This is a genomic window from Mycobacterium sp. 852002-10029_SCH5224772 (assembly GCF_001667315.1).
In the GTDB taxonomy this organism is placed as follows: Bacteria; Actinomycetota; Actinomycetes; order Mycobacteriales; family Mycobacteriaceae; genus Mycobacterium.
Map to the genome: position 1 here is coordinate 1 of NZ_LZHT01000089.1, position 16,488 is coordinate 16,488.

A 16,488-nucleotide genomic window follows, 5' to 3' on the forward strand; every position below is an offset into this window, starting at 1 on the left:
GCGGGGCCGCGGGGGGGGGGGGCGGGGGGGGGGGCGGGGGGCGTGGGGGGGGGGGCCCCGCGGGCCGGGGGGGGGGCCCCCCCCTGGGGGGGGGCGTCGCCGACCAGCGGCCGTTCAGCGCTGAATCCGGCCGCGCCGGGGAGTTCCGCGACCAGACGTCGCAGCCCCGTCGAGGCCAGCGCGGAGTGCACGTCCACGCGCGCCAGGTAGGCCGGCCGGTCACCGATGACGGCGTCCAGGTCACTGGTGTTGGGCGGGGCGTTGTCCGGCCACGACGTCTCATCCCAGCCATGCCCCCACACCGGCTGGTCCGGGTGGGCGGCGGCGTAGTCGGTGACCAATTGCATGCAGTGCGCGCGCGAGCGGGCCGCGCGCAGGTCGAGCCCGCTCAGTGTCAGCCCCGTGGAGGTCAGATGGATGTGGCTGTCCACGAATCCGGGCGCGACGAAACCAGCGTCGACGTCTTCGACGTCGGCATCGGGGAACATGGCGCGGCCGACCGCGTCGCTGCCCAGCCACGCGATGACGCCGTCGCGGACAGCCATCGCGGTCGCGTCGGGTTGGGCGGGGCTGTGCACCCGGCCGTTGATGAGCAGGGTCACCGGACTATCGGCTACGTCCCGTGACGATGCAGGCCGTGAAACGGCCTGAGGAGGAACGGGACAATCGGCCACAGCCCAAAACTACGTGCCGTGGGTGATGCGGCCCACCCGCCGGCTCAGTGCCCGTCGGCGCGCGGGGTTCGCACCGGCTCGACATCCTTGACGTCGATGACCTCGCCGTCGATGTAGTCGCCGTGGCCGCGGCCGTCATCCGGGTAAGACGCTCCCGGATACTGCGCGGGGAAGGTCGCCGCGTAGCTGATTCCCGGCATCCGTCGCCGCAACGTGCGCACTGCCATCGCGCCCAACCCGGGGCCGACCGCCGACCGTACCGGCGGAATGAGCAGCAGCAAGCCGAGCGCGGTACTCACCAGGCCGGGGATGAGAACGAGCAGCGCGGCCAAACTGACCAGCGCGCCGTCGCTGGCCGCGCTGCGTGATCCGGCCAACCCGGAGCGCAACCGCCCGATCCGACGGAGGAGGTGGGACCCTGCCATCGGGGCGACGATGCCCCACCCGAGCAGGAACGTCGCCAACAACAGCAGCAGGGTCCAACCCCATCCGATCGTCGACACCAGCGCGAAAATCACCGCGAGTTCGACGACGGCATATATCAGCAACAGCCGCGACACCATGTCTGGCCAACGTCTGCGGACCGCGCCGGAGTTCCCGTGGTGCGATCGCTCCCGATTGCAGTTAGATGACGCTATGACGACGATTCAGATCGACGCCCCCGACGGACCGATCGATGCGTTACTGAGCACACCATCGGGACAGGGCCCGTGGCCGGGTGTGGTGGTGATCCACGACGCGTTCGGCTACGGCCGGGACAAGCAGTCGACCAACGACCGCATCGCCGGAGCGGGTTATCTGGCGCTCACCCCGAACATGTACGCCCGCGGCGGCCGGATCCGCTGCATCTCGCGGGTCATGAAGGAGCTGCAGACGCAGCGCGGCCGAGCCCTCGATGACATCCTGGCCGCACGCGATCACCTGAAAGCCATGGCGGAATGTTCCGGCCAGGTCGGCATCGCCGGCTTCTGCATGGGCGGTCAATTCGCACTTGTGATGTCGCCCAAGGGTTTTGGTGCCTCCGCGCCGTTCTACAGCACTCCCCTGCCCCGCAACCTCGACCAGACGCTCGATGGTTCGTGCCCGATGGTGGCGAGCCTAGGCGGCCGTGACCCGCTGGGACGGGGCGCGCCCGAGAAGCTGCGTGAGGCCATCGCCAACAAGAACATCACCGCCGATGTGAAGGTCTATCCCGGCGCCGGGCACAGCTTCGCCAACGAACTACCCGCCCAGGGCCTGCTTCGGATCACCGGTTTCGGCTACGACAAGGCCGCCGCCGAAGACGCCTGGCGCCGCGTTTTCGCGTTCTTCGGCGAACACCTGGCCGCGGGAGCAACGACGTAGCGCTCAAACCACTTTCAGCGCGAGCCCCACGTTGTTCTCCATGCCGCCGCGCAGCTTACTGAAGAGGTTGAACACCTTGCCCACGATGCCGTAGCGCTTGCCGATCGCGTCGTAGACCGCGGCGGTGTGCGACTTGTCGAGGATGACGGCGGTCCCCTCAACGGCCTCGCTGGTCGGGCGGCCGTTCATCGTGCAGGTGGCCAGCGTGACGCGCGGGGTGTTGCGGATTCGCTTGACCTTCCACGACTGTTCCTGGGTGATGACCAGGAGCCGGTCTTGATCCAGGGCGGCCCAGATCGGCGTCGGCTTGGGCCTGCCGTCCTTGGTGAAAGTGGTCAGCAGGATGTATTGCGCCTTGGCGAGATCGGCGAAGGTTGGTGTCACGGTGCCAACCTACCGTTGTCCGGATTCAACGTTGACATGCTTACCGCCGCGCTGCGATAGTCGTAGGGCCTTAAACGAAAACATGATTTTCATTTAAAGGTCCGGCACCGACAGAAGCAGGCGATGGTGAGCGCTCCCCGCACGCGGCAACGCGAGAAGCTGGGACCTGATCCCGCGGTTCGCCGCCAGATCCTGGCCGCGGCGACGACAACGTTGCGCGAGCATGGAGTCGACGGGCTCAGTATCGCCGCCGTCCTGCAACGGGCCGCACTGAGCACACGAGCGTTCTATCGGCATTTCGGGTCGAAGGACGAACTGGTTGCCGCGGTCTTCCTCGAGGGTGCGCGCGCCGAAAAGCGGCGACTCAAGCGTCGGATGGCCGGTGCCGCAACAGCAATCGAGGCCGTCGTGGCATGGATCGACGGAAGACTCGACTTGGCATTCGACGAACGCCTCGGAAACGATCTGCGGCGCCTGTCGTTAGAAGCTCAATCGCAGACCTTCGCGTCTCCCGGTGTGGTTCAGCCGGCGTATGCGGAGATGCTCACACCGCTGCGCGAGGCAATTGGGCGCGGCCTACAGGACGGTGTCTTTCACCGTGTCGATCCGGTGAGCGACGCCCAGTTCATCCACGGGGTGGTGTGGGCGGGAATCGACCAGCACTGGGCCAAGGGCACCTGTGCTCGCGACGACCTGCGCCGGCGCATTCAGCGGTTCTGCCTGCGCGGGCTCGGTGTGGCGCCGGAGGTGCTCGAACAGGAGTGTTCGACGTGATCGAAAGGGATTAGCGATGGACCTGGGTCTTGCGGGATCGACGGCCGTGGTCACGGGCGGCAGCAAGGGTATGGGCCTGGCGATCGCCGAAACCCTTGCGGCCGAAGGGGCCAGGGTGGCGGTGATGGCCAGGAGCCAGGGCGCGCTCGATGCCGCCGTGGCATCGCTGCGCGAGGCCGGCGCTCCGGATGCCATGGGGGTCAGCGTGGATATGGCCGATCCCGCATCCATCGCCGGGGGTTTCGACGCGGTCGCCGGCCGCTGGGGGGAACTCAACAGCCTCGTCCACACGATCGGGCCGGGCGACGGCTATTTCGAGCAGATGGACGACACCCAATGGGACGAGGCGTTCACCCTCGGCACGATGTCGGCTGTGCGATCGATCCGCGCCGCCCTGCCGCTGCTGCGCTCCGCGGACTGGGCCCGCATCGTGACCTTGTCCGCGCACTCGATTCAGCGCCAGAACCCGGGGATCGTCGCCTACACGGCCTCGAAGGCGGCGTTGGCCAGCCTCACCAAGAACTTGTCGAAAAGCCTTGCCAAGGACGGCATTCTCGTCAACTGCGTGTGTCCCGGGACCATCGTGACCGCCAGCTTCACCGAAAACCTCAAAGACATCCTCGCCGCCGACGGCCTCGACGCCACCAATCCCGTCGACGTCATGACCTGGATCGACAACAACTTTCACCAGCCCTGCGACCTCGGCCGGGCCGGCCTCCCCGAAGAGGTCGCGTCCGTCACCGCCTACCTGGCATCGCGGCGAAATGGCTATGTCACCGGCGCGACCGTCAACGTGGACGGCGGGTCGGATTTCATCTGACGTTCCAGCCATGCCGAGTGTGCGGCCAACCGAACGTTCGGTGTCGAGTGTGCGGCCAGCCGCACGTTCGGTGGGGGCGGAGAACTCGCGCGGGAGCTCAGCCTTCCAGATCACCTTCGGTTTCCAACAGCGCCCGGCGCAGACCGTCGAGGGTTTCCGGTTGCGGCTGCGCCCACATGCCGCGCCCGGCCGCCTCCAGCAGCCGTTCTGCCATGCCGTGCAGTGCCCAGGGATTCGACTCGGCCATGAATTTCCGGTTCTCCGGGTCCAGCACGTAGCGCTCGGTGAGTTGTTCGTACATCCAGTCGGCCATCACGTGAGCCGTCGCGTCGTAGCCGAACAGGTAGTCCACGGTCGCCGCCATTTCGAACGCGCCCTTGTATCCGTGCCGGCGCATCGCCGACATCCAGCGCGGATTCACCACGCGGGCCCTGAACACGCGCGTGGTCTCCTCGGACAAGGTGCGGGTGCGGATCGCGTCGGGCCTGGTGTTGTCGCCGATATAGGCCGCCGGCGCCTGGCCCGTCAGTGCCCGCACCGTCGCCACCATGCCACCGTGGTACTGGAAGTAGTCGTCGGAGTCGGCAATGTCGTGTTCGCGGGTGTCGGTGTTCTTGGCGGCCACGGCGATGCGCCGGTACTGGCGGTTCATGTCGTCGACCGCCTCGCGGCCATCCAGGTCGCGCCCATAGGCGAACCCGCCCCAGGCGGTGTACACCGCGGCGAGATCGGCATCGTCGCGCCAGTTTCGGCTGTCGATGAGCTGCAGCAACCCGGCGCCGTAGGTGCCCGGTTTGGAGCCGAAAATCCTTGTGGTGGAGCGGCGTTGATCGCCGTGCTGGGCCAGGTCGGCCTGGGCATGCGCCCGTACGTAGTTCTCGTCGGCGGGTTCGTCTTCGAGGCCGGCGACCAGCCGCACCGCGTCGTCGAGCATCGTCACCACATGCGGGAAGGCGTCCCGGAAGAAGCCGGAGATCCGCACCGTCACATCGATGCGCGGGCGCCCAAGCTCGGCCAGGGGAATCACCGCGAGGTCGACGACTCGGCGCGATGCGTCATCCCACACCGGCCGAACGCCCAGCAGCGCAAGAACTTCGGCGATGTCATCACCGGCGGTGCGCATCGCCGAGGTCCCCCACACCGACAGGCCCACCGATTGCGGCCACCGCCCGTGGTCGTCTCGGTAGCGGTCGAGCAGCGAATCCGCCAGTGCCACACCGGCTTCCCAGGCCAGCCGGGATGGTACGGCCTTGGGGTCGACGGAGTAGAAGTTGCGCCCGGTGGGCAGCACGTTGACCAGCCCGCGCAGCGGTGACCCCGAGGGGCCGGCCGGGATGAATCGGCCGTCCAGCGCGCGCAGCACCTGGTCGATTTCGGCGGAGGTGCCGGCCAGGCGGGGTACCACTTCCGTCGCGGCGAACCGGAGTACCGCTGCGACCTCGGCGCTGTCGGTAAGCCCTTCGGCCGCATCGGGATTCCAGCCGGCGGCCTGTAGTGCGCCGACGAGTTCGCGGGCCGCGGCCTCGGCCGCGTCCACCCTCGTTCGTTCGTCGGTGCCGTCCTCGGCCAGACCCAACGCCTGGCGCAGGCCGGGGATCGCAAGCTCGCCGCCGAACAGCTGGCGGGCCCGCAGGATCGCCAGCACGAGATCCAGTTCGGCCTCCCCCGTGGGCTTTTGCCCCAGGATGTGCAGGCCGTCACGGATCTGGACATCCTTGATCTCGCACAGCCAGCCGTCTACGTGCAGCAGCATGTCGTCGAACGAGTCCTCGGCCGGACGTTCGGTCAACCCCAGATCGTGGTCCATCTTCGCCGCCCGGATGAGGGTCCAGATCTGCTGACGGATGGCGGGCAGCTTGCCGGGATCCAGCGCGGCCACGTTGGCGTGCTCGTCGAGCAGCTGCTCCAAACGGGCGATGTCGCCGTAGCTTTCGGCGCGCGCCATCGGCGGAATGAGATGGTCGACGAGAACGGCGTGTGCGCGCCGCTTGGCTTGGGTGCCCTCGCCGGGGTCGTTGACCAGGAAAGGGTAGACCAGCGGCAGGCTGCCCAGCGCGGCATCGGGTGCGCAGGCCGCTGACATGCCCAGCGTCTTGCCGGGTAGCCATTCCAGGTTGCCGTGTTTGCCCAGATGCACCACGGCGTGCGCCCCGAATCCGGCGTCCAGCCAGCGGTAGGCGGCGAGGTAGTGATGGCTGGGCGGCAGGTCCGGGTCATGGTAGATGGCGACCGGGTTCTCCCCGAAGCCCCGGGGCGGCTGCACCATCAGCACCAGGTTGTCCGATTGGATTGCGGCGATGACGATTTCACCGTCGGGGTCGTTGCTGTGGTCGACGAAAAGCTCGCCGGGCGGCGGGCCCCAATGCCCCTGGACCGCATCGGTGAATTCGGCGGGCAGGGTCCCGAACCACGCGCGGTAATCCTTGGCGGACACCCGGATCGGGTTGCCGGCCAATTGCCCCTCGGTGAGCCAATCGGGATCCTGGCCGCCCCGCTCGATCAGCGCGTGTATCAGAGCGTCGCCGTCGTCCGCCTCGACGCCCGGCAGGTTACCGACGTGGTACCCGTGATCGCGCATCGCCTGCAGCAGCCTGACCGCGCTCGCGGGTGTGTCCAAACCCACCGCATTGCCGATTCGGGCGTGCTTGGTGGGGTAGGCCGAGAACACCAGGGCCACCCGCTTCTCGGCCGGCGCGATGTGCCGCAGCTGCGCGTGTCGCACGGCCAGCCCGGCGACTCGGGCGCATCGCTCGGCGTCGGCGACGTAGGAGATCAGGCCGTCTTGGTCAATTTCTTTGAAGGAGAAGGGAACCGTGATGATGCGGCCGTCGAATTCGGGTACCGCCACCTGGCTGGCCACGTCGAGGGGACTCACTCCGTCGTCGTTTTCGCACCACTGGGCGCGCGGGCTGGTCAGGCACAATCCCTGCAGGATCGGAATGTCCAGGGCGGCAAGGTGTTCGACGTTCCAGCTGTCGTCATCGCCACCGGCGGAGGCGGTGGCCGGCTTCAGTCCCCCGGCGGCCAGGACGGTCACCACCATGGCGTCGGCGTCGCCGAGCCGGTGCAGCAGTTCGGGCTCGGCGGTGCGCAGCGACGCGCAGTAGACGGGCATCGGCCGCGCGCCGGCGTCTTCGATGGCCTCACACAGCGACTCGACGTAGCCGGTGTTGCCAGCCAGGTGCTGAGCGCGGTAATAGAGCACGGCGATCGTCGGACCATCGATATCCCTGGCATTCGGGCGCGCCAGCTCGCCCCACGTCGGCGTCACGACCGGCGGGGTGAACCCGAACCCGGTCATCAGCACGGTGTCCGACAAAAAGGCGTGCAGCTGGCGCAGGTTGTCCACGCCGCCGTGGGCCAGGTAGATGTGCGCCTGGACCGCGATGCCGGCCGCCAGCGTCGACAGGCCGGTCAGTTCGGCATCGGCGGCTTGCTCGCCGCTGACCAGCACCGTGGGCACACCGCTGGCGATCACGGTGTCGATCCCGCTCTGCCAGGCCCGGTAGCCGCCAAGGATCCGCACCACCACGATGGCGACGTCGGCCAGCAGGTCGGGTAGTTCGTCCTCCGACAGCCGCGACGGGTTGGCCCACCGGTAGTTCTTCCCGCTGGAACGGGCGCTGATCAGGTCCGTGTCGGATGTCGATAGCAGCAGGATGCTCGGCTCAGCCACCCGTCATTCGTACCGCAGCGGCATCGGACGGCCGAATCGGCACGTAAGGTTCCCCTATGAGCAGAGGATTCGTCGTCGCCTTCGCGGTCGGGCTGATCGTCGCGTTGTTCGGTGTGATCTGGGCACTGCAGGGATTCGGAGTGCTCGGCGGCAGCCCGATGAGCAACACCACCACCTGGTCGGTCATCGGGCCGATCACAGCGCTCGTAGGGATAACGATCGCGGTGATCAGTTGGCGGAAACTTAGGTCGAAATAGGTTGCTATGCCGGCACGACGGCGAAGTTCACCGTGTGCCAGCCGGTGGCACCGTCGGGGACGGGATTGGCGCGCTCTTCGGTTTGGACGGCACCGGTGTTGTCGATCGCCCGCACGGTGATGGTTTCTCTTCCGGGGATTTTCGCCTGCCACGGAAAGCTCCACAATCGCCATGTCTCATTGGAATAACTCGCACCCAGTTCGGCCGGTTCCCAACCGCCGTCGCCGATGCGGACTTCGACCGCCCGCACGCCACGATTTTGTGCCCACGCAACGCCGCCGAACACCACCGGCCCCACCGGCACCTTCTGGCCGCCCCTGGGCACGTCGATCCGCGACTCCGTCTTGATGGGCGCCTGCGCCGCCCAGCCCTGCCGCGTCCAGTAGGCCTTGGCCCTGTCGAACCGGGTCAGCTCCAAATCCACCACCCACTTGGTGGCCGACACGTAGCCATAGAGTCCGGGCACCACCATGCGGGCCGGGTAGCCGTGCTCGACGGGCAGCGCATGACCGTTGAGGCCGACCGCCAGCAGCGCGTCGCGGCCATCCGTGAGAGCCTGCACGGGGGTGCCGACGGTGAATCCATCGATCGACGTGGAGAGCACCATGTCTGCGTCCCGGTGCACGCCGGCCGCCGCCAGCAGGTCTGCCAGCCGGTAGCCGGTCCAGATTCCTGTTGAAATGAGGTCTCCGCCAACGGGATTGGATACACATGTTAGCGTGGTGACCGTCTCGACGATGTCGAAGCGGGCGAGGTCGTCGAAGCCGTATGTGGTCTCGCGATCCACCATCCCATGGATACGCAGGCGCCAGTCGCCGCGGCTGAGCTGGGGCACGCTCAGCGCGGTGTCGACCCGGTAAAAGTCAGCACTTGAAGTGATAAAGCTCGGCAACGCAACGCCTTTCGGCTGCACCTCGACGGGTATCGGGCGCGCTGAGAATCGTGGTCGGGGCAGGGCGAATGTCTTACGGTCGGCTTCCACTGAATGCGCCAGCCGGGTGCCGAGTGCTCCCACTACCCCACTGACAACGCCCAGTCCGAGCAACCCGTACATGACCAACCTGCGCCGGCCGGGATCTGCCTGCTCCTGGTCGTCTGCGCTGTCGTCCGGCTCGGGCCAGAACCGCCGGGTGAGCACTCGCAGCACCCCTACGCCACAGGCGGCGCCGACGACAGTGGGGATCGTGTCGAGTGCGGTCCCGCCTGGTCGGGACAGCACCGCAATGCAGCCGAGGACGCCCGCCGCGGCGATCACAGCGCTGCCCAACGGGCGGCGCTGAGTCTCGAGAGTCCCGGCGATCGCCGCGATCGTCGCGGTCACCACGAGCACGACGACGGCCAGGAAGGGTTTGTCGAGCGGACCGAGCGTTTGGATGGCCCACTCTTTGACGGGTCCCGGTGTCAGGTCGACGACCGCGGAACTCACGGCGGTGCGGGCATCGGCCCGCGCACCGAACGGGATGCTGGCCAGTTGGGCGACGCCGAGCGCGACGGAGGCAGCGGCGACCCCGGCGATCATCCGGTCATTCGACGAAGCCACGGCCACCGAATTCACTTTACTCGCGCTTCTTCTCGACGCCGCAAAACTCTTGCGGCACAGTGCCGGTGGCGTCTGACACGGGTGGGTTCCGCACGACAGCGTAGAACGCGAGACGCGTCAGGCTCACGCACGGCGCATCGGGTCGTCGTGAATCCTCAGGTAGTTCAACGCCACAGTCGTTATCTCGTAGAGGAATTCGTTGCGGTCGATGTCGGGCCGGTCCAGGATGTAGCGCACGGTGAGGTGCTCGATCATCCGCACCAGCATCCACGCTGCGGTATCGAAGCGGACATCGGAGCGCACCTGGTCGCGGTTCATCACCAGGTAGGCCATGGTCAGCTCGCCGATACGTTGCTCGAACGCCGCGAGTTTGCTTTCGGCGCCCAGCCGCGGGGTCTGTTCTATGACCGCGCGCAGGAATTCGGGATGCACGTCGAGCGCGTCGAGCAGCGCCGCGACCGAATTCCGCACATGCTCGGGCGCCGGCCGGTGCAACGACTGCGCGAGCGTGGACGCCACGCTCGCGGCCAGCGCGTCGCTGTAGCGGTCGATGACCGCGGCGACGATGGCATCCTTGTTCGGGAAATACTGGTAAAGCGAACCCGGGCTGACGCCGGCCGCGGCCGCGATTCGATTGGTCGATGCGCCGTCGTAACCGTGGGCGATCAATACCCCCTGAGCCGCGTCCAGGATGCGTTCCACCAGCGCCCGCGACCGCTCCTGGCTGGGCGTTCGGCGGGCCGCGCCCTTGTTGGCCCGGGCCATCAGAACGCGAATTGAACGTGAATAAAAGCTCGTGTCAGCATTGAGTCATGGTGGCAGACCTCGACGTACCGCTCAAGACGGACGCCCAATATCCGCGCCGCTTTCTCGGTGCCGAGGCGCGCAATCGTCGGCTGGGCCGCCCGCTACAGGTCCTGACCCGCACCTACCGGCCAGATCGGGAACTCATCGAGCGGATCGGTCAGCGCCTGATGCAACGGGACGAGACGGGCGCCGCGCTGGTGCGCGCGATGGGGGCCGGCGAGGTGTCCATGGGCCAGTTCAACCTTGCCCTGGACGCCGGCGTCGACGCGGTGCCGGAGTGTCCGGCGGCGCTTCGCGAGTTCTTCGCCGTCGTCGAGCGCACCCCCGACTGGGTGGATTTCGACCTGGTCAACCGGGGTGCGGCCGCCTACCGGCGATTTGGCACCAACGCCGCCGACGTCATGCTGCAGCTGGCCCTGGTCGGTGGGTACCGATTCGGCGGGCCGACCGACCTGCTCGTGGAGACCGGCGGCCTGACCGGGCGCACCACGGTGCGCCGACTGGCCGAAACCCAGCACTGGGCCATCGCAATATCGGCACCGGACGGCATGCGCCGTGACCAGCCCGGCTTCAAGCTCACCGTGCACGTCCGCCTCATGCACGCGCTGGTGAACCAACGGTTCGAGACCAACGGCCGATGGGACGTCGAGCAGTGGGGCCTGCCGATCAATCAGTCCGACCAGGCCGCGACGCTGGGGCTGTTCAACGGCGCACTTCTGCTCGGCGTGCGGCTGCTCGGGGTGCGGGTTCCCCGGCAAGATTCCCTCGCGATCATGCATCTGTGGAAATACGTCGGCTGGCTCATGGGGGTGGATGAGGACTGGCTTTGCGACACCGAAAGGCAGCAGCACCGCCTCAATTACCACTTGCTGCTCACGCAGTCCGATGTCAGTCTGGCGGGCCCGCCACTGGCCAACGCCATCGTCGAGGCGCAGCGCGGACTGTACTTTTCCCAGCTGCCCCGCATCCGCGGTGCCGTCGCGCGGGCCCGGCTGCTCAGCATGTTGCGTTATTTCCTACGCAAGGAAGGCATGCGTGATCTGGATCTGCCGCGTGCGCTCCCCGTCGCGGTGCTACCGGTCCTGGCCGCCAATGTCGTTCGCTACCAACTGCTTACCCGAACCCGTTGGGGTACCGCTTATGTGCAGCGGTGGGGCGACCGCTCTCGGCAGCGTGTGCTGCGCCGGTACTTCGGCGACCAGGCTCATGACGTAGGCAGGTTGGCGCTGTGAGCACCCGCGTCGACCTGGGGCCGCAGTCGCTGCTATGGCGCTGGGCGGGCGACCTGCGCATCGCTTTCGAAGGCGGCACGGCCGGCTTGATGCAGACGATGCACCCCGCGATCGGCCAGGGGTTGATCGACCACTCGGACTTCTTCGACGATCCGGTCGATCGCGTCTTTCGTTCCCTACCAGGCATTCTCGGCACCGTCTATGATGGCCCGGACGCGGATGACACCGGGATCCAGGTCCGCGACTTCCACCGTGACATCAAGGGCGAGCTGCCCGATGGGCAGCGCTATCACGCGCTCAATCCGGAGACGTACTGGTGGGCGCACGCCACATTTCAGATGATGGTGCACCGGCTCGCCGAATACTGGGACACCTACCGACTGACCGATCGCGAACGCGAACAGCTCTATCGTGAAGGCTGCGAATGGTATCGGCGGTACGGCGTCTCGGAGTCGGTCATGCCGCCGACGCTGGCCGACTTCAACACCGAGTACCAGCGCTACTGCACCGAAGTGCTGCAACCCAACCCCGCGTCGGACTATCTGATCAAGTTCATCAACAGGTCCGCGATCCCCGACATGAGCGCATCACCGGATTACCCGAGCCATCCCCGGTTGCGTCCGCTCACGGACGCGTTGCTGCCCACCTTGCCGGTGCGCATCGCCCTGGCACCGCCGATGCGCCTGGTGATCTTCGGTGGATTGCCGCCGATTGTGCGGGAGCGCTTCGACATTCGATGGACGCGCGCCGACGAGGCTTCCTACCGGGCCGTGCGGGCCGCCATCAGGCGCGGTTGGCGCATGGTGCCCGCATCCCTGAAGTGGCACAAGGCGGCCCGCAGGGGCTGGTTACGCGAGCTGGGTAGCGTCCCGCGCCGGGTTTGAGACTCGCGGCCAGGTGATTCGCGTCGGCGATCAGCGACCGATCAGCGCCGCAATCCGGGCGGCGACCTCCTCGGCGACCCGCTGCGCCTCCTCGCTCTTCCCCGGTCCGTAGCGATCCGCCACCGGGTCGTAGTCGGCACCGGCGATGGAACCGTGGTCGGCGTCGAACTCCACCAACTCGACCGGCCATCCGACCCGTTCCAGCCCGGCCGCGAACTCCCTGCTGGCGCTCACGGGGACAGCATCGTCGGCCCGCCCGTGCAGCAGCGTGAACGGCGTGCCGACGCGGCCGGCCGACAGCGCGTCGGTCGGCGCCTGACCGGAGAGCGGATCGGGCACCATGAACGCGCCGGCCAGGCAAACGGTGTGCGCGAGGCTGACGTCGAAACGGGCCGCGTTGAGCGTCAGACCCGCTGCGGCGCAACCGCCCATGGACCACCCGACGAGCACGATGCCGTTGCCCGCGCCCGCAAAATCACGGGTGAAGTCGAGCGATCCCAACAGATCCGCGCGCCCACCATCGTCGGCGTGGGAATTCCAGTCCGACGCCACCACGGCCGCGCCGCGGTCGCTGAGCATATTGGCCAACGGGCCGAAGGCCGCGCGGGCATCGGTCTGCATGCCGTGCCACAGCAGGACGGTGGGTCGTCGGGAGTCGCCGAAAACGTCGGCCAGGCGTCCGGGGGCGTATTCCACCGTGTCCACGGGCACGAGTGTGCCCCGGGGGCAGCGGTCCCAAACGGCGGCCGACGCTGAGGCGCGACCGTTGCCTTGGGTAAGGGTTCACGTCGGCCTGAAGCTCGGCCTGAAGCAATCTCGGCCACAGTGTTCAGCCGGTGGCCGTACCGTGGACGGGTGGCCAGGATGCGTGACACCGACGCTTGCCCGGGTGCGCTGCAGGTGCACCAGGCAGCCGACGGCGCCCTGGCCCGGGTGCGATTACCCGGGGGCAGGCTCACGGCCGCTCAACTGGCGGCGTTGAGCGCCGCCGCCACTCAGTCAGGGTCGGGAACGCTCGAACTCACCGCACGCGGCAACGTGCAGTTGCGCGGGCTCACCGACGTGACCGCGGTCGCCGAGACCCTGGCGGCCGCAGGCCTGTTGCCGTCGACCACGCATGAGCGCGTCCGCAACATCGTCGCGTCACCGCTGTCGGGGCGGGCCGGAGGCGACGTCGACGTACGGGCCATGGTCGGTGAGTTGGACGCCGCGATCTGCGCCGCACCGCGACTCGCGGAACTGGGCGGCCGGTTCTGGTTCAGCCTCGACGACGGGCGCGCCGACGTATCAGGGCTGCGCGCCGACATCGGCGTGCACGCGCTACCGGACGGTTGCGCGCTGTTGCTCGCCGGACGTGACACCGGTGTCCGGCTGGCCGCGGGCGAGGTGGTCGAGACGCTGGTCACTCTCGCGACACGCTTCGTCGATATCCGCGAAAAGGCTTGGCGCGTACAGGAATTAGATGACATCCGTCGACTACTACCCGACGCGGAGCCGGGCGGAACAACTTTTCCCGTCGTCACCAAGGGGCCGGTGGGCTGGATCGACCAGGATGACGGCAAGGTCACTCTGGGCGCCGCGGTGCCGCTGGGTGTCTTGCCCGCGCGGGTCGCGGATTACCTGGCCGCGATCGAGGCGCCGCTGGTGATCACGCCGTGGCGATCGGTGCTGGTGTGCGACCTCGACGAGTCCATCGCCGACGTCGCGCTGCGCGTCCTGGCCCCGTTGGGGCTCGTGTTCGACGAGAACTCCCCCTGGCTCACCGTCAGCGCCTGCACCGGCAGCCCCGGGTGCGCGCATTCGGCCGCGGACGTGCGGGCCGACGCCGCACAGGCGTTGGATGCCGACGTTGGGGTGCATCGGCACTTCGTGGGCTGCGAACGCGCGTGCGGCAGCCCACCCGCCGGTCAGGTGCTGGTCGCCACCGGCGACGGATACCGGATGCTGCGAAGCTGACAACCCTTAGGGTGAGCGGGTGCTCGACTACATCCGCGATGCCGCGGAGATCTATCGCCAGTCGTTCGCGACCATCCGCGCCGAAGCCGACCTGGCTCGATTCCCGCCCGATGTGGCGCGGGTTGTCGTCCGGTTGATCCACACCTGCGGCCAGGTCGACGTCGCCGAGCACGTCGCGTTCACCGACGATGTTGTCGCGCGCATCGGTGCGGCCCTGCGAGGCGGCGCCCCGGTGTTGTGCGATTCGTCGATGGTGGCAGCCGGGATCACCACCGCTCGGCTGCCGACCGGCAACGAGGTGGTGTCACTGGTGGCCGATCCGCGCGCGGCCGAGTTGGCCGCAAGCCGGCAGACCACCCGCTCGGCGGCCGGCGTCGAGCTGTGGGCCGACCGGCTGGACGGCGCCGTGCTGGCCATCGGCAACGCACCGACCGCGCTGTTCCGGCTGCTCGAGCTGATCGACGAGGGGCTTGCGCCGCCGGCCGGGGTGCTGGGCGGGCCGGTGGGATTCGTCGGGTCGGCGCAGTCCAAGCAGGAGCTCATCGACCAGCCGCGTGGGATGTCGTATCTGGTGGTGCAGGGCCGCCGCGGCGGCAGCGCCATGGCCGCCGCCGCCGTCAATGCCATCGCGAGCGACGCCGAATGACCGGCCGGGGGACGCTGTGGGGCGTCGGGCTGGGGCCGGGCGACCCGGAGTTGGTGACCGTCAAGGCCGCGCGGGTGATCGGCGAGGCCGAAGTCGTCGCCTATCACAGCGCCCGGCACGGCCGCAGCATCGCGCGCGGCATCGCCGAACCCTATCTGCGGCCCAGTCAGATCGAAGAACACCTGGTTTACCCGGTGACCACCGAGGTCACCGACCATCCCGGCGGCTACGCCGGTGCGTTGGAAGACTTCTACGCCGAGGCCACGCGACGAATCGCCGCGCACCTGGACGCCGGGCGCAACGTGGCGCTGCTGGCCGAGGGCGACCCGCTCTTCTACAGCTCATACATGCATCTGCACACCCGGTTGACCGAGCGGTTCAACGCGGTCATCGTGCCGGGTGTGACGTCGGTGAGCGCTGCCTCGGCGGCCCTCGCGACCCCGCTGGTGGCCGGCGACGAGGTGCTGTCGGTGCTGCCGGGCACCTTGCCGGTCGCCGAACTGACCCGCCGGCTGGCCGACGCTGACGCCGCCGTGGTGCTGAAGTTGGGGCGTTCGTATCACGCTGTGCGCGAAGCGCTTTCGGCATCGGGGCAGCTCGATGACACGTTTTACGTCGAACGCGCCAGCAGCGCCGGGCAGCGCATCCTGCCCGCGGCCGACGTCGACGAGACCAGCGTGCCGTACTTCTCCCTGGCCATGCTGCCGGGTGGCCGCCGGCTGCGCGGGCGGTCCCCCAACGTGCACGCGGCCGGCAGCGTCGCGGTGGTGGGCCTGGGCCCCGGCGATATGGATTGGATGACACCGCAGAGCCGCCGGGAGTTGACCGCCGCGACCGACCTGATCGGCTACGGCGGCTACCTGGATCGCGTCCCGGTCCGCGACGGCCAGCAGCGTCACCCCAGCGACAACCGCGACGAACCCGAGCGTGCGCGGCTGGCCTGCGCACTGGCCGAGCAGGGGCGGGCCGTCGCGGTGGTGTCGTCGGGCGACCCGGGGGTCTTCGCGATGGCGACCGCGGTGCTGGAAGAGGCCAAACAGTGGCCGGGTGTGCAGATTCGGGTGATTCCGGCCATGACCGCCGCCCAGGCGGTGGCCAGCCGGGCCGGCGCCCCGCTGGGCCACGACTACGCGGTGATCTCGCTGTCCGACCGGCTCAAGCCCTGGGAGGTGATCTCCGCGCGGCTGCAGGCCGCCGCGGCGGCCGACCTGGTGCTGGCGATCTACAACCCGGCATCCAAGACGCGGACCTGGCAGGTCGGCGCGATGCGCGACATTCTGCTGGCCCACCGCGAACCGGGCACGCCGGTGGTGATCGGGCGCAATGTGTCGGGTGACGACGAAGCCGTCCGCGTGGTGCGGCTGGCCGATCTCAACCCGACTGAGATCGACATGCGCTGCCTGCTGATCATCGGGTCCTCGCAAACCCAGTGGTACTCAGTCGATTCCACCGACCGGGTCTTCACACCGCGGCGCTACCAGCCGTAGGGCTCGC

General features: G+C 68.3%; 16 protein-coding genes. 9 read left to right on the plus strand and 7 right to left on the minus strand.

Going from position 1 to position 16,488, the window contains the following annotated elements; translation table 11 throughout:
• On the minus strand, positions 1-545 hold a 545-nt coding region (locus tag A5775_RS15875; RefSeq protein WP_369827876.1), incomplete at its 3' end, for an amidohydrolase family protein.
• Between the two features lie 173 nt (positions 546-718).
• Positions 719-1,237: an FxsA family protein gene (locus tag A5775_RS15880; RefSeq protein ID WP_067254149.1), complete on the minus strand. Its 519-nt coding sequence runs from the start codon at positions 1,235-1,237 to the stop codon at positions 719-721.
• 73 nt (positions 1,238-1,310) lie between these two features.
• Between A5775_RS15880 and A5775_RS15885 the strand changes: the two genes are divergently transcribed.
• Complete coding sequence (locus tag A5775_RS15885) at positions 1,311-2,018, plus strand: dienelactone hydrolase family protein (RefSeq protein WP_067254151.1); 708 nt, start codon at positions 1,311-1,313, stop codon at positions 2,016-2,018.
• A 3-nt stretch (positions 2,019-2,021) separates the two neighbouring features.
• Here A5775_RS15885 and A5775_RS15890 read toward each other — a convergent pair whose 3' ends face one another.
• Positions 2,022-2,402, minus strand: coding sequence for a PPOX class F420-dependent oxidoreductase (locus tag A5775_RS15890; protein ID WP_067254154.1), 381 nt, complete (start codon positions 2,400-2,402; stop codon positions 2,022-2,024).
• A 123-nt stretch (positions 2,403-2,525) separates the two neighbouring features.
• Here A5775_RS15890 and A5775_RS15895 point away from each other — a divergent pair, with 123 nt between their 5' ends.
• The gene (locus tag A5775_RS15895; protein WP_067254157.1) at positions 2,526-3,176 is read left to right on the plus strand and encodes a TetR/AcrR family transcriptional regulator; all 651 of its coding nucleotides are present in this window, start codon (positions 2,526-2,528) and stop codon (positions 3,174-3,176) included.
• A gap of 16 nt (positions 3,177-3,192) precedes the next feature.
• Complete coding sequence (locus A5775_RS15900; protein ID WP_067254161.1) at positions 3,193-3,996, plus strand: SDR family NAD(P)-dependent oxidoreductase; 804 nt, start codon at positions 3,193-3,195, stop codon at positions 3,994-3,996.
• 97 nt (positions 3,997-4,093) lie between these two features.
• Here A5775_RS15900 and cobN read toward each other — a convergent pair whose 3' ends face one another.
• Positions 4,094-7,672 (minus strand): cobaltochelatase subunit CobN, encoded by a 3,579-nt coding sequence (cobN, locus tag A5775_RS15905; RefSeq protein ID WP_067254164.1) that lies wholly within the window; start codon positions 7,670-7,672, stop codon positions 4,094-4,096.
• Positions 7,673-7,728: 56 nt separating this feature from the next.
• On the opposite strand from cobN, the gene A5775_RS15910 reads away from it, so the two are divergent.
• The gene (locus A5775_RS15910; protein ID WP_067254167.1) at positions 7,729-7,929 is read left to right on the plus strand and encodes a hypothetical protein; all 201 of its coding nucleotides are present in this window, start codon (positions 7,729-7,731) and stop codon (positions 7,927-7,929) included.
• 4 nt (positions 7,930-7,933) lie between these two features.
• Here the strand turns inward: A5775_RS15910 and A5775_RS15915 are convergent, their stop codons facing one another.
• A complete protein-coding gene (locus tag A5775_RS15915; protein ID WP_067254345.1) occupies positions 7,934-9,448 on the minus strand; it encodes a molybdopterin-dependent oxidoreductase in 1,515 nt (504 codons plus the stop codon).
• A gap of 144 nt (positions 9,449-9,592) precedes the next feature.
• Positions 9,593-10,234 (minus strand): TetR/AcrR family transcriptional regulator, encoded by a 642-nt coding sequence (locus A5775_RS15920; protein ID WP_082953041.1) that lies wholly within the window; start codon positions 10,232-10,234, stop codon positions 9,593-9,595.
• Between the two features lie 47 nt (positions 10,235-10,281).
• Between A5775_RS15920 and A5775_RS15925 the strand changes: the two genes are divergently transcribed.
• Positions 10,282-11,508, plus strand: coding sequence for an oxygenase MpaB family protein (locus A5775_RS15925; protein WP_067254170.1), 1,227 nt, complete (start codon positions 10,282-10,284; stop codon positions 11,506-11,508).
• Positions 11,505-12,392 (plus strand): oxygenase MpaB family protein, encoded by an 888-nt coding sequence (locus tag A5775_RS15930; protein ID WP_067254172.1) that lies wholly within the window; start codon positions 11,505-11,507, stop codon positions 12,390-12,392. The genes A5775_RS15925 and A5775_RS15930 overlap by 4 nt, the downstream gene beginning before the upstream one ends.
• A gap of 30 nt (positions 12,393-12,422) precedes the next feature.
• Here A5775_RS15930 and A5775_RS15935 read toward each other — a convergent pair whose 3' ends face one another.
• Entirely contained in the window at positions 12,423-13,097 is a 675-nt protein-coding gene (locus tag A5775_RS15935) for a S9 family peptidase (protein ID WP_067254350.1), read from the minus strand.
• 150 nt (positions 13,098-13,247) lie between these two features.
• Between A5775_RS15935 and cobG the strand changes: the two genes are divergently transcribed.
• Genes cobG through A5775_RS15950 form a run of 3 tightly spaced genes read left to right on the plus strand, consistent with a single transcriptional unit; the run spans position 13,248 to position 16,481 of the window.
• Positions 13,248-14,348 (plus strand): precorrin-3B synthase, encoded by a 1,101-nt coding sequence (gene cobG / locus A5775_RS15940; RefSeq protein WP_067254353.1) that lies wholly within the window; start codon positions 13,248-13,250, stop codon positions 14,346-14,348.
• Between the two features lie 19 nt (positions 14,349-14,367).
• Positions 14,368-14,994: a precorrin-8X methylmutase gene (locus A5775_RS15945; protein WP_067254175.1), complete on the plus strand. Its 627-nt coding sequence runs from the start codon at positions 14,368-14,370 to the stop codon at positions 14,992-14,994.
• Positions 14,991-16,481, plus strand: a complete 1,491-nt coding sequence (locus tag A5775_RS15950) for a precorrin-2 C(20)-methyltransferase (protein ID WP_067254178.1) — start codon at positions 14,991-14,993, stop codon at positions 16,479-16,481. Before A5775_RS15945 ends, A5775_RS15950 begins: the two co-directional genes overlap by 4 nt.
• The last annotated feature ends 7 nt before the right edge of the window (positions 16,482-16,488 follow it).